Source organism: Niastella soli, from assembly GCF_017742245.1.
Classification (GTDB): Bacteria; Bacteroidota; Bacteroidia; order Chitinophagales; family Chitinophagaceae; genus Niastella; species Niastella soli.
This window is the reverse complement of sequence record NZ_JAGHKO010000011.1, coordinates 407,930-421,077: the sequence shown is the minus strand read 5'-3', so window position 1 is coordinate 421,077 and position 13,148 is coordinate 407,930. Positions and strand designations below refer to the sequence as shown.

General features: G+C 43.5%; 11 protein-coding genes. 7 read left to right on the top strand and 4 right to left on the bottom strand.

Translation table 11 applies throughout. The annotated features are described in order from the left end of the window. Positions 1–105: 105 nt before the first annotated feature. The 6 genes from J7I42_RS27730 to J7I42_RS27705 all read left to right on the top strand — a co-directional run bounded on the left by J7I42_RS27730 (position 106) and on the right by J7I42_RS27705 (position 7,657). The gene (locus J7I42_RS27730; protein ID WP_209142342.1) at positions 106–993 is read left to right on the top strand and encodes an AraC family transcriptional regulator; all 888 of its coding nucleotides are present in this window, start codon (positions 106–108) and stop codon (positions 991–993) included. A gap of 365 nt (positions 994–1,358) precedes the next feature. Next, a complete protein-coding gene (locus J7I42_RS27725; RefSeq protein ID WP_209142341.1) occupies positions 1,359–1,691 on the top strand; it encodes a YegP family protein in 333 nt (110 codons plus the stop codon). Positions 1,692–2,763: 1,072 nt separating this feature from the next. After that, positions 2,764–3,204: an SRPBCC family protein gene (locus J7I42_RS27720; protein ID WP_209142339.1), complete on the top strand. Its 441-nt coding sequence runs from the start codon at positions 2,764–2,766 to the stop codon at positions 3,202–3,204. Positions 3,205–3,406: 202 nt separating this feature from the next. Then, positions 3,407–3,871, top strand: a complete 465-nt coding sequence (locus J7I42_RS27715; RefSeq protein ID WP_236065597.1) for a (2Fe-2S)-binding protein — start codon at positions 3,407–3,409, stop codon at positions 3,869–3,871. Positions 3,872–3,986: 115 nt separating this feature from the next. Then, positions 3,987–6,107, top strand: coding sequence for a xanthine dehydrogenase family protein molybdopterin-binding subunit (locus J7I42_RS27710; protein ID WP_209142337.1), 2,121 nt, complete (start codon positions 3,987–3,989; stop codon positions 6,105–6,107). A 26-nt stretch (positions 6,108–6,133) separates the two neighbouring features. Further along, positions 6,134–7,657 carry a beta/alpha barrel domain-containing protein gene (locus tag J7I42_RS27705; protein ID WP_209142335.1) on the top strand — a complete coding sequence of 508 codons (1,524 nt, stop codon included), beginning with the start codon at positions 6,134–6,136 and terminating at the stop codon, positions 7,655–7,657. Here the strand turns inward: J7I42_RS27705 and J7I42_RS27700 are convergent. Next, positions 7,617–8,210, bottom strand: coding sequence for a protoglobin domain-containing protein (locus J7I42_RS27700; RefSeq protein ID WP_209142333.1), 594 nt, complete (start codon positions 8,208–8,210; stop codon positions 7,617–7,619). The two genes, J7I42_RS27705 and J7I42_RS27700, sit on opposite strands and share 41 nt — an antisense overlap. 145 nt (positions 8,211–8,355) lie before the next feature. Next, a complete protein-coding gene (locus J7I42_RS27695; RefSeq protein ID WP_209142331.1) occupies positions 8,356–8,904 on the bottom strand; it encodes an HAD family hydrolase in 549 nt (182 codons plus the stop codon). 274 nt (positions 8,905–9,178) lie between these two features. Between J7I42_RS27695 and J7I42_RS27690 the strand changes: the two genes are divergently transcribed. Beyond that, positions 9,179–9,718 (top strand): cupin domain-containing protein, encoded by a 540-nt coding sequence (locus tag J7I42_RS27690; RefSeq protein ID WP_209142329.1) that lies wholly within the window; start codon positions 9,179–9,181, stop codon positions 9,716–9,718. A gap of 262 nt (positions 9,719–9,980) precedes the next feature. Here J7I42_RS27690 and J7I42_RS27685 read toward each other — a convergent pair whose 3' ends face one another. Together J7I42_RS27685 and J7I42_RS27680 are read right to left on the bottom strand one after the other, a co-directional pair. Further along, the gene (locus J7I42_RS27685; protein ID WP_209142327.1) at positions 9,981–10,838 is read right to left on the bottom strand and encodes a metallophosphoesterase family protein; all 858 of its coding nucleotides are present in this window, start codon (positions 10,836–10,838) and stop codon (positions 9,981–9,983) included. 124 nt (positions 10,839–10,962) lie between these two features. Continuing rightward, a complete protein-coding gene (locus tag J7I42_RS27680) occupies positions 10,963–13,035 on the bottom strand; it encodes a glutaminase family protein (RefSeq protein ID WP_209142325.1) in 2,073 nt (690 codons plus the stop codon). Between the last annotated feature and the right edge of the window lie 113 nt (positions 13,036–13,148).

The window sequence follows — 13,148 nt, the reverse complement described above, 5'->3', positions numbered from 1 at the left end:
AATTAGCAGGAAAATAGAGATTATTATGGATTTGATGGACAATATTATTTTCAGGGGTACTTTTTATCAATTATATTTATAGGCCAAATTAAGAAACTGCCTGCCATGCCTGTACCTAAAAAACGAGAAGGTTTTCAGGGCCAACGGTCCATTGTGCTTCCCCGGAAGATCGTGACAGAATTCAGCAACAGCAATACCATTGCATCTGGCCTGTACATTACCGATATCGGTTATTATCCCAAAGCAAAATACCATTACCGGCAACGCACCCATGGCAGTGATCAGCATATTCTTATTTATTGCCTGGAAGGCAAAGGCAAAGTACAGGTATTGAAAAACAGTTATGAGCTACAGCCCGGTTCATTCATTATCATACCTGCAGGCGCGGCCCATAGCTATTCCTCCGGCGAACAGGATAGCTGGACAATCTACTGGATCCATTTTACCGGTTCCCTCTCAAAAAAAATGGTGGAGTCGTTTAAGCAAAAAATAAACGGCTATAGCAGCCGGGTGGCGTTCAAACAAAAACGGCTTGATCTTTTTGATGATATGTATGCCTGTCTGGAACGCGGTTATGGGAACGATAACCTGAGTTATGCCAACATGTGTTTATATCATTATATCAGCACGTTTTTGTACGACGATCAATTTAACCTGGCAGAGAAGGCCCATGCCGATGATCCCGTTGAATTGTCCATTAGTTTTATGCAACAGCATATAGCCCAATCTTTGTCACTGGAAGCTATTGCCAAATCGGTGAATTTTTCCGCATCGCATTATTCAGCGTTGTTCCGCAAAAAGACGGGGTTTGCACCAATAGAATATTTTAATCATCTGAAAATACAGCTGGCCTGTCAGTATTTGCATTTTACTGAACTGCGGGTAAAAGAGATCGCGGATAAACTGGGCATTGAAGACCCCTATTATTTTACCAGGTTGTTTACCAAGTTAATGGGCATGTCGCCGAATCAATACAGGAGTAGTAAGGTGTAGCATGGAAATACAACTTTTGTGACCGATAAAAATCTTTCAACCATTCAGGCTTACTTATAGAATTTAATCAACCGGATATTCCAGGCCTTGAACAACTTCCAATCAGTTATTGGGATATTTTAACAACATAAATAATTGAAGAGTTTATAAATAATAAAATAACCAATCTCCGGCTTTGCCCGCCTTTTAATTGAATATCATCAAGCAGCTAATCGTAAACAGTAGATAATATTCAGCAACAATATGTATTTACCACATTGATTAAAATCAAAACTTGTCCCGCACCTTCCCAAAGCTGCGTCATAATTCAATACAATCTTTATTTTTATCCCCTACATGATTTATGAACGAAAACCTTGCTTATTATGGGAAAATTTGTAATCACCAAACGTGTTGATGGAGATTTCCAATTTAGTTTAAAAGCCGGCAATGGCGAAACGATCCTTTACAGTGAAGGCTATTCTTCCAGATCTACGTGTCAGAACGGAATTGATTCCGTAAAGACCAATGCCTCAGACGACAACAAATATGATCTGAGAGTAGCTTCTAACGGAAAATTATTTTTCATCCTGGAAGCGGCCAATGGCCAAACAATTGGTATCAGTGAGTTATACGAAAGTGAGACCAGCCGCCATAATGGTATCCTGTCGGTCAAAAAAAATGCGCCCGATGCCATTATACAGGATGCAACGATTTAAGTTGAGCAATGCAATTCAGCCAAATGCGTTCCGGGAGGAGCGCATTTTCTTTTGAACGATACACCTGGCAAATCCCCCCATAACACTATACTAAGTCCGGGTAAACTTCACTTCAGACTCTCTCCAGATATACTAAAACAAGCCTTTTCCCCGGTAAAAACGCCACCAAAACCCCACCAAAACGCCACTGGAATGCCACTGAGCAGTGGCGTTTTGGTGCCCTATTGCGGGGAGTTGGCTGGGAGATGAAGTACATAAACACTGGGTCTGCTATAAGTCTGCTATAAGTCGGCGCCGGGTTTGGCCATACGATGACCCTAATCTCGGCAAAGTTACTGAAGACAAATACAAGCAAATCAAACAGTTGATACACACATTCGCGTTATACTGCTTTTCCTGGCAGGAAGTTCATATCAGCTATAACGTTAGAGAAAATATTTTGCAGCCTCAATGGAAGAGATAGACGAAATTATTGAGTTCGCGTAATCATTGAGTTTCTAAATCGATTTAAATCTTGTTTTAATCGGCTATTGCTTGCAGATATAATATTTCTTAGGCAAAACAGCTGTAGAGCTCTTATTAATCAGAAAGAAGAATAAAGGCCCTGCAAAATTATAGTTTTCTCCCAAAATTGAATACCCGAATACACAGCGAATATAAACAATGGCGAACCCATCGGTCGTCATCTCTGACGGAGTCTGATACTTGTCACCCAATATTCGAAATGCCGGCATGGCTTACCAACTTTTCAGACATCTGAAACACAAGCCCCACCCTACCCCTCCCAGGAGAGCCTGTCCCGCTTTGCGGGAGGATTTCTTAAAACAAGCACTAACTAAACATTGCCACTCACAACTCACAAACTCACAACTTATAAACTCACGAACCGCAAACCCCTATTGTCTGCAAGTTGATCTTTTTCAATGCTTTATTTTAATCAGTTAATTACCTTCGCTCCCCTGTCGCAATTGCCCCCCAGGTTTGTCCTGACCACACCCCACCCAGGTTTAAAAATTGCATCAACTTTATACTGTCATATAACTCCATTTCTTTACTTTAAAATTATTCACTCATGGAAAAGCAGGAATTTACAATCGCCATTGATGCTCCCCGTGAAAAAGTATGGACTGTTTTATGGAACGATGAGTACTATCGGGCATGGACTGCAGCTTTTACAGAGGGCTCGCATGCCATTACCGACTGGAAGAAGGGAAGCAAAGTGCTGTTCCTCGATGGCAAAGGAATGGGTATGGTATCCAGGATTGATGAAACCATTCCCAATGAATATATGAGCTTTGAACACCTTGGTTCTATTAAAGACGGCGTGGAAGATGTAACAAGCGATGAAGCTAAAAGCTTTGCCGGCGCTCACGAAAACTATACTTTGAAGGACCGCAATGGAAAAACTGAACTGGTCGTTGACATGGACATGAACGACGAATTCAAAGACTATTTCATTAAAACTATGCCTAAAGCCCTCGAAAAAGTGAAGGAACTGGCGGAACATGCGTAATAGTCAGCGCTATATAACGCTTTCACACAGGTGGACTTAAAATCAGTCCACCTGTGTGATTTTATGGAAAACTGCTTCAAAAAATTAACTTTAATTACCCCGAAATTCAATCTCACACTCATTTTTTTATTAGTCAGTAACCGCTGCTCACATTTGGTGGTCATTTAGGTTTGATTTTACTAACTTTATCAAAACCAATATCATGGCTTCCTATACACTTACCATCAACAATAAAATGCTTACAGTTGATGTTTTGCCTGATACACCCCTGCTTTGGGTTTTGCGCGATGAACTGAACCTGGTAGGTACCAAGTTTGGTTGCGGTATTGCTCAATGTGGCGCCTGTACGGTACTGATGAATGATAATGCCATCCGTTCCTGCTCTTATCCTGTTTCAGCGGTTGGCACCAACAAGATCACCACCATTGAAGGATTAAGTGAAAATGGCGATCACCCGGTGCAAAAAGCCTGGGACGAAATGGATGTTCCTCAATGCGGGTATTGCCAGGCCGGCCAGGTAATGGCGGCTGTTGCCCTGTTAAAAAGAAAACCTCACCCCACCGATGAGGATATCAATGCAGCTATGAGCAATATCTGCCGTTGCGGTACTTATGTTAGAATTCGAAAAGCGATTCATTTAGCTGCAGGAAATTCCGGAAGCAAATAGCAGTTCAGAAGTAAATAGCAGTTTATGAGTTATTGAGTTATTAAGTTCTTTAGTTATTCAGATTTCCAACTCAAGAACTTAACAACCTACGAACTTAAAAACTAAAAAACTTATTATGAAACAGGTTCCTTCAAATATATCAAGGAGACATTTTTTAAAAATAACTTCTTTAGCAGGCGGCGGCGTGCTGTTTGGTTTTGAAATGCTGGCCAATGTTACAGAAACGGTGGCCGATGCACCGCTCTTCTCCCCCAATGCCTATCTCTCTATTGACCCCCAGGGCATTATTACCCTGTTGGCACCTAATCCAGAGATCGGACAGGGTGTAAAGACTTCGATCCCCATGCTGCTGGCCGAAGAACTGGATGTGGATTGGAACAAAGTAGTGGTTACCCAGGCTGTTTTTGATAAAGAGAAATATGGTAACCAGTCGGCAGGTGGCAGCGGTGCTATCCGCGGCCGGTATGAACCCATCAGAAAAGCAGGCGCTGTCGCCCGTCAAATGTTGATCGCGGCAGCTGCACAAACCTGGAATGTTCCGGAACAGGAATGTTCCACTGAAAATGGTTTTGTGCTTCATAAAGCCAGTGGCAAAAAACTCAGTTATGGTGAACTGGCTACCAAATCAGCGTCCATGCCGGTGCCCGACAACATAAAACTAAAAGACCCGAAAGATTTCAAGATCATCGGGAAACGCATCAATAACATTGACAACAAAGGTATTCTCACCGGTAAACCTTTGTTTGGTATAGATACCCGTCGCGAAGGCATGTTGTTTTGCATGGTATCGAGGCCGCCAGCCTTTGGCAAGAAATTGAAATCATTTGATGATACGGAGACGCGCAAAATACCCGGTGTAAAAAACGTAGTGCGAACAGACACCGTAGTAGCTGTTCTTGCCTCCAATACCTGGGCCGCCAAAAAAGGACGTGATGCCCTGAAAGTAGAATGGGAAGACGCCAGCAAACTGGAAAGCACCACTGATCATCTTGCTGCTTTTAAAAGCCTGGTGCAACAAAAAAGCGACAAACCCGACAGAAATGACGGGAATGTGGAGCAGGCATTAAGCGGCGCCAGGAAAGTGATTGAAAGCATTTATGAAGTGCCGGTGCTCAGCCATGCGCCTATGGAGCCTATCAACTTTTTTGCCGATGTAAAAGATGGCAAAGCCGATCTGTATGGCCCTACCCAGGTCCCTGGCAAGGCCATCAGCGATGTAGCCAAGGCACTGGGTATTGCAGAAGCCAATATCACCCTGGGACTGCCCCGGCAAGGCGGCGGTTTTGGCAGAAAACTTCGCGCCGATAATGTGGTAGAAGCCGCACTGATCTCCGCAGCCGCCAAAGCACCCATACAAATGCTATGGACACGCGAAGATGATATGCAGGGCGATTTTTACCGGCCTAATGGTATGTACCGCTACCAGGCAGCCATCAATGCCAATAACGAACTGGATGGCTGGTACCTGAGTGCTGCAGCCCTGAATGCCGGCCGTGCCGCCGCCCCGGAAAACTTCCCGGCAGGTGCACTGGCTAATTACCGTTGCGACAGCCATGGTGTTACCTCTAATATCCAAACCGGTCCATGGCGGGCCCCTACGCACAATGCCATTGGTTTTGCTGAACAGAGCTTCCTCGATGAAATAGCGCATGAATTAAAAAAGGACCCCATTGTCTTCCGCCTTGAATTGCTGGAAAAGGCCAAAACCAGTCCGGTCGGTAAAGTGAATTATGATATAGAGAAATTCAAAAGCGTTATAAACCTGGTGAGCCAAATGAGTAACTGGGGAAAGAACACGCCAGGCAGGTTCAAAGGTTTTGCTGCTTATTATTCCTTCAACACCTATGTGGCGGAAGTAGCAGAAATATCTGTAGTGAACGGCAAACCCAAAGTTCATAAAGTATGGGCAGCCGTAAACTGCGGCCAGGTAGTGAACCTGAGCGGTGCAGAAAATCAGGTGCAGGGCGCCATTGTTGACGGCTTGGGCCATGCCTGGTATACCGAGCTTACTTTTGACAAAGGCGCTGTGCAGCAGAAAAACTTTAACACCTATAAAATGATGCGGATGGCCGATGCACCACCTGAGGTAGAAGTGCAGTTTGTAGCCACCCATGAAGCCCCTACCGGTTTGGGCGAACCTGCGCTGCCACCCATTGCCGCGGTGGTATGCAATGCCATTTTCGCTGCCACCGGAAAAAGGATCAGGAAATTACCGTTTGGAAATGAAAAGTTATAACCAGAACTTCCTATTTTTAGGGCGCAATGATCAGCAAATTATCCTGGTTAAAACGTCAAAAAGATAGTTTTAATAATCAACCAACAGATTCCGAATCCTTTTCACGGTTCCTGATAAAAAATACACTCAATAAAAAATACCTGCTAATAGCAATGGCAGGTATTTTTATTCAATTTATCCTATTCAAGTTTTGCTATCCGTTTGCCGATTATTTTAATGACAGCTATACTTATATCGATGCGGCGAGGAATAATTTTGCCATCAGCGTTCGTCCCTTAGGCTTCTCCCGTTTCCTGTCACTGGTGCATGCCCTCACCACCAGCGATACAGTGCTCATTTTCATTCACTATCTGGCCATACAGCTCGGACTGTTGTATTTCTTTTTTACCCTGCGCTATTTCTTTCCGCTTCGCAGCGGTATCAGCCATGTATTGTTTGCCTTGCTGATCTTTAATCCTCTTACTTTATACGTCAGTAATTATGTTACCAGCGACGCTGTGTTTGCAAGCGTAAGCATTATCTGGTTCACGTTGTTGATCTGGATCATCAACCAGCCCACCTGGACCCAGCTTTTAAACATGGCAGCATTGCTGTACGTCCTGTTCCTGTTTAGATATACGGCCTTGTACCTGCCTGCCGTAGCTATAGTGGGCTTATTTTTCAGCAGGCAGAACTGGATATATAAAGTTTCAGGAATTATCCTGGTGGTGGTGCCCATGTATTTGGGCATGCAACAAATTAAACGACTTACTAAAAAAGAAACCGGCACAGCAGTATTTTCCGCCTTCGGCGGGTGGATGGCAGCCAATAATGCCCTGCATGTGTACCCTTATATTAAAATGCAGGAAAAAGACCTGCCCAATGAAGACTGCAGGTCATTCAATAAAATGGTGAAGCAATATTTTGATACCTTGCCAGCGTCGGTAAAACCAGGCCCGGTCGATTTTTTATGGAACGACAATTCGCCGCTGAAAACATATATGCACGCGGTACAAAAGCAAAAGAAGATAAATGGCTATTTTAATTCCTGGCATGCAGTAGCACCTGTTTTTTCGCAATACAGCAATTCCCTGATGTTACAACATCCCTTTGCTTTCACGCGTTATTATCTCTGGCCTAACGCAAAGGTATTTTTCCTACCACCGCTGGAGTGTTTCCTTTCTTACAACGAACAGAAAAACACCGTGGATTCTGTTGCCATGAAATGGTTTCATTATAAGACTGACAAAGTAACCTGCGTTAATAAAACAATTCAGGCCAGTATATTAAGCCCAATGCCATGGTTGTGGTTGTTGTCAAATATTGTTTTTTGCAGTGCTTTGGTGTTGGTTTTGGTCCGGGCTAAACGATATCACCTTTCACGGGTTTTACTGGGCACATTGTTGTTAGCTGGTACTTTCTGGGGTGTTCATTTTTGCTTCAGCATTTATGCCACACCGATCGTTTTCAGATACCAGTATTTCCCTATGACGATCACTATTACGTTTTCTCTGTTGCTGATAAATATTCTTACCACTCATTATCGCAATAAGCCCGGGTCCATAACGTAACATGTAATAAAACGGCTTTACACCAGGCCTTGTGCATTTTTTCAATAACGCCGAGGCTATGTCCATTTTTGGCCATAAAAGGCTTTATAGAATCATTTACAACAGCGGCAAATGCAATCACATATCGCATAGGGATGTACGCTGGCGCATCGGCATCATCCGTTTTATTCTTTTTAGCCGACATATGCCGTAAACCGATCTCGTGTTGATAATTCAACCAATCCTGGTCATATGGTTTATAGCAAAGGTCCATGATCCATTGTTTGAATCTTTCCTTTACTTTTTGTTTATATTGTTCATCGGTTTTACCGGCTTCATTTTTAAAATAGTACGCCAGGTGCGGCATTGAACTGATCACTCCGCGCCACATATTTACGATCGACTCCGTTTGCGCCTCCAACACATCACCCGCCATGCGTAAATACTTTTGATCGTCTGAATCGATCGTAATAGTTTGTTTTAACAGATCCAGGTCTTTCATAGTAACCGGTGAGGTGGCCAATTCATTTGCACCATAGTCGTAGCCGGCGATATTGTCCACTACTGTTTCCATAACTAATTGTTATTATTTGCTTTAAACAATTTTAAACAATTCTTAAAAAACCGTACCATAGCGGTTCGCCAACATGGCTGGCAAAAAAATACCCAGGCTAACCGGGTTTATAACTCAGGAAGATTGAATCGGGTAAATGTTTCTATTATGATGGAAACTGCCGCCAGCCACGCTTTTCTACGGTCCGCACATTGGCTACCGTTTTAAAGGTCAACAGGTAATTGTATAAGAATTGAAGTTCTTTATCATTTGCATCGCCGGTGAACTCACTTATATAAATAGCGTTTCCATAGTTGGTCCTTGCCTTTTCCGGTGAATCATCTACTATAAGGATCTGCTCAAGAGGAAATCCCTTTTTCTTGAGCTTATCGAGCCTCTTTTCGTAGTAATAATTGTCATAGTCATAATCCCTCTTCATAGTGCATTTACTACGACCCCATACCACCAACGGTTCTATTGTAGCGGGCATAATATGACCAACTATTTCCGCCACATAATCATCGCTTGCCGAACTCCAGATGCCTATTGTGAAGTGCTGAGCAATATCACTTAGAAATGAACGCACGCCTGGCCGTTCGTAAACAAAATATGTATCAAACATAAAATGAGAAGGATAACTCAACTCTGCAACATCCGCATGAATCAATGTTTCATCCAGATCAAAAATTATCAGCTTATTCGATTTGTCTTGCATTTGGCTGAAGATAGTAAAAAGGATCTATTTTTAAAATGTATTCATATAACGATAAGAACTTCGTTTATATATATAGTACTACAGCTCTATAATGTTTAATTATAGTATTCCAGCACTATATTAATTTATTAACTATAGTCTTATAGCACTATATGGCCTTTTTACCTGGCAATTTCCGTAATTTTCAATTCACCCACATTATTCCTCAGTTCATACACTGACTGCTTTTACAGACTGGCAACAAACGCAACATTTGTAATCTCAACAACTCGCCATGAAAAAAAGAGTATTTGAAAATCCCCTGATCAAAGACAAGGTAACCGTGCTGAAAACTACCAGCGAAACCAATGGACAGTATGTATTGGTGGAAGTAGAATTGCAACCTGGTGGAGGCAACGACATGCATTATCACACAACGTTCAATGAAGAATTTACAGCAGTGGAAGGTATCCTTGGTATTGATGTGGGTAAGAAACAATTACGGCTGCTGCCCGGCAATCAGGCTATTGCTCCTGTTAATCAACTACACCGGTTTTATAACCCCGGCCATGAAGTGATCAGGTTTCATGTAAAGATAGTTCCGCCTAAAGATAATTTTCTAAAAGGATTGTCTATCGGGTATGGACTTGCATCCGACGGGCTTACCTCTAAAAAAGGCATCCCTAAAAAGTTTGCTCACCTGGCCCTGCTGTTAGACCTTACTGATACAAGACTGCCCGGTATGCTATCACTGCTCAACCCGCTTATAAAAAGCACCGCCCGCCGCGCCCGTAAAAAAGGGATAGATAAGTTGTTAATTGAAAGGTACTGGTAGGGAGTTGATCAGTTGACCAGTTAATCAGTTGACGAGAAAAACACCAGATACCAGTTTATCAGTTATTGGGTTATTGGGTTATTGGGTTATTGGGTTATTGGGTTATTGGGTTATTGGGTTATTGGGTTATTGGGTTATTGGGTTATTGGGTTTAGGACTCGCGACAACTTACGAACTTAATAACTTACCAACCTAATAACTAAATAACCGGCACCTTGTAAAGGGCAACTCTCTATTTACCCAGTTGCCCATTGCCTATTGCCTATTTTCCATTGCCTATTGCCCTTACTGCAGCCTGTCGGTCCTGCAACATATGTTCATTCATCTTTTCTGCCGGATTCAGAATATAAGTAGCGACGGTATTGTCATCCATCACTTCTACCATACGAAAACCCTTATACGCTGTTCCCCAGCTACCGCCAATGTGTGAATCGAACAGAAACGGGATACCTTCCCTTTCTTTCATATCGTCCTGGTCATGATCGTGGCCATTAAAAACCGCCCGAACGTTCTTATAATCTTTCAACAGGCTAATGAACTCGGGGCAGTCTGCGCCATATTCTGTCCATTTAACCGGTGTAATATGAATGGCAATGAACACATTTGGCGCCTTCTTATATTTTTCCAGCTGGGCTCGCATCCAGTCAAGGTCCGGACAAAGAAAATCGCCTTTTTCATTGGAGGTAGTGGCCAGCAGGAATACCTGCTTCCCTATTTCGAAAGAATGATTGAAAGGCATGTTCCAGGTTTTGCGCCACGCTTCTTCATTCACCCTGTCGTGATTGCCCTGCGTAACATAATAGGGCATTTTTAATTGATCGAGCTGCTGTTTGGCCAATGGCATCATAGCGGGATCGTTATGAATGATATCGCCATTAATGATACAGGCCTGCAGTTTACTTTGCTTATGCTGAAGATTGATGTGGGAAATGATACTGTTATAATTACTCTCCCAGGTAGTTTTGGGCTCACCAAAATGCCCATCGCTGGCCACCGCAAAGCGACACTTAACTTTATTTCGTGGCGAAGCCAGCTCTGAAACAGAACGGTACAGCATATTACCATTTGTAAGTAACAGCAGCACCGGTGTAGTGTTTTTAAGAAAATGACGACGGTTCATTAATGTGAAAATTAGCAAATTTGAAAATGGAATAATCGTGAATCGGCAAACGGCAGACGGCAAACCCACGACGCGATAACTTTGAACTTAAAACTCAATAACTAAAGAACTGGCTATCCATTGCCTATTGCCCATTGCCTATGGCCTTTCTTCCCCTCCATTTCTTATCCAGCATGCGCATAAAATACCCACCTACTACACTGCGCGCCTGAAACCCTACCTGTTTTCCATTGGTAGTTTCGCTCCAGTCGCTCAGGGGCACCCGCGTTGGCGTTTCGTTAAGATAAGTGTATACCGGGTCAGTCAGCGCTTTAAACGCAGTCGTATCGCTGGTAAGGGAAGCAGTCCATAGTATCCAGTCGCTCTTGGTATAGGTTTTCCGGCTATCCAATGGCAACCCAAAGGTATTTTGTTTGGTGAGATAGTATTTTATCTCTTTATTATAAACTTCGGCCGGAAATAAATGCAGGTTCAAAACCCTGTCCCAAATCAGATTATACTTCTGGCTCCAGGTGTTTTTATCTGAAAAGGTCAGGGCGTAATGGTCGCCATCGTTGGCCAGCTGCATCCATTTTTTTGCCATGTTTATGGCCGTGGTGCGATACTTCATACTGGTAGGCACATCATGCATCATTTCTGCCAGCATAGCATAACATCCTATTGCGACAATTGCTTTTACCGACAAATTCGCGTTGCGCGCAAGGTGGCCGGCAAAATCATCGGTACACAATTGGTTGGCCGGATCAAACCCTTCCTTCTCCAGGTAATCTACCCACGTTGTAAGCGTTTTCCAGTGCTTTCTGGCATAATTGGCATTCCCCTCCGCCTTGGCAATGGCAGCTGTTAAAATGAGCATATTGCCCGATTCCTCTACGGGCATATCTTCCCCATAGGTTTGACCATTGGCCAATGGATAGGTGCCCAGGTCATGCGCCGCAAAGGGTTTGGTAAATTTGCCGCTTTCCGTATAATAGAAAATGCCATTCAGCATACCTTTTAACAGGTCAGGGTTATACAATAGGTACAACGGCGCCGAGGGATAGGTCACATCCACCGTATTGATAGACCCATTACTGAAATTCTCTTTCGACAGGAATAAGATCTCCCCTTTTGGGTCTTTCAGGATCTTATGCGCGGCAATGCTCTGGCGATAGGCTGCCACACATAATTGCGCATACTTTTCGCCCCCGGCCTTTACGGCATCCGTATAAAGCTGCTGATCAAAAGCCGTACATTGCTTCATCACGCTTTTATATTCTGCGGCGGCATGCGCCAGTTCTTTCTCTATAGTGCGGCCTTCGGTACGCCAAACCGGCGGCAGGTTCTGACCAAAATACTGAACAGCATATACATCATCATAGCCAATCATTATGAATTGCTCCTGAGGCGTTGCATTTGTCTTAATTTCCGGCAAAATGGCCCGGCCTGCCTGACCACGAATGTACCTCGGATCACCTGGTTGCGGTTTGGGACCATCGGGTATTAAACTTGTTGAATCTATTCGGATAACCACCGTTGTGTTGGGCACCTGTTTTGCGGCCAGGTATACATATCCCCAGTCAATACGCAGGTCATCGCCTTTCTTTTGTAATACTGGCTGTTCTTTTGTGCCGGCTTTTACCACTTCCAGTCCCTCGGGTGTAACATATTGATACATGTACACATCCTGCTCTTGTTTATTGGTACACAAAGCAGTTGGTATACTTATATAAACCTGTGCGGTATGTACCTTACCGTCGTTTGACTGTACAATTGCCGTTATATAAGAAACCGGCCGGGTTAGCACCGTCCAATTGTTCAATAGCAAGGGAGAGGTGAACTGCAATTGAAGATCAACAGGGCCACAAACAAACCGGTAAGTGGTTCGGGTGGCAGTTACTGTTACTTCTTTCTGTTGCGCAATGGCCACTGGCGGAAACTTCATTGCAACATTTCGTTTTGAGATGGAAGCCTCCTCGGCAGCATCTCCTTTCCCCATAAAACGATAGTACTGTCCATCTACCGTCAACCAGCCGGTCAATGGCTGGTCGGCGCCCGTCCAGTGTTTGGTAGAACCGGTGGTAAGATCATCAGTAAATGACCATACACTGAAATAGGGGTCATGGGTAATCAATGGGTAGGCAGGCATTTTTTTTACCTGCGCGGAAATAACAATCGAAAAAAGCAATAAAACAGGCAGTAAAATAGTATTTTTCATATGCAGGAAAGGTGATTATCGTGATTACAACCGTTTGGACGAGGCCGGAATATTGCATGTGTTCACATACAGTTTAAAATCAGTACCGAATTTAAGGCGTTAGCAAATTAAAT

Coding starts and splice junctions, on each gene's coding strand:
- J7I42_RS27730 (WP_209142342.1), top strand. CDS start 106: ATGCCTGTACCTAAAAAACGAGAAGGTTTTCAGGGCCAACGGTCCATT.
- J7I42_RS27725 (WP_209142341.1), top strand. CDS start 1,359: ATGGGAAAATTTGTAATCACCAAACGTGTTGATGGAGATTTCCAATTT.
- J7I42_RS27720 (WP_209142339.1), top strand. CDS start 2,764: ATGGAAAAGCAGGAATTTACAATCGCCATTGATGCTCCCCGTGAAAAA.
- J7I42_RS27715 (WP_236065597.1), top strand. CDS start 3,407: ATGGCTTCCTATACACTTACCATCAACAATAAAATGCTTACAGTTGAT.
- J7I42_RS27710 (WP_209142337.1), top strand. CDS start 3,987: ATGAAACAGGTTCCTTCAAATATATCAAGGAGACATTTTTTAAAAATA.
- J7I42_RS27705 (WP_209142335.1), top strand. CDS start 6,134: ATGATCAGCAAATTATCCTGGTTAAAACGTCAAAAAGATAGTTTTAAT.
- J7I42_RS27700 (WP_209142333.1), bottom strand. CDS start 8,210: ATGGAAACAGTAGTGGACAATATCGCCGGCTACGACTATGGTGCAAAT.
- J7I42_RS27695 (WP_209142331.1), bottom strand. CDS start 8,904: ATGCAAGACAAATCGAATAAGCTGATAATTTTTGATCTGGATGAAACA.
- J7I42_RS27690 (WP_209142329.1), top strand. CDS start 9,179: ATGAAAAAAAGAGTATTTGAAAATCCCCTGATCAAAGACAAGGTAACC.
- J7I42_RS27685 (WP_209142327.1), bottom strand. CDS start 10,838: ATGAACCGTCGTCATTTTCTTAAAAACACTACACCGGTGCTGCTGTTA.
- J7I42_RS27680 (WP_209142325.1), bottom strand. CDS start 13,035: ATGAAAAATACTATTTTACTGCCTGTTTTATTGCTTTTTTCGATTGTT.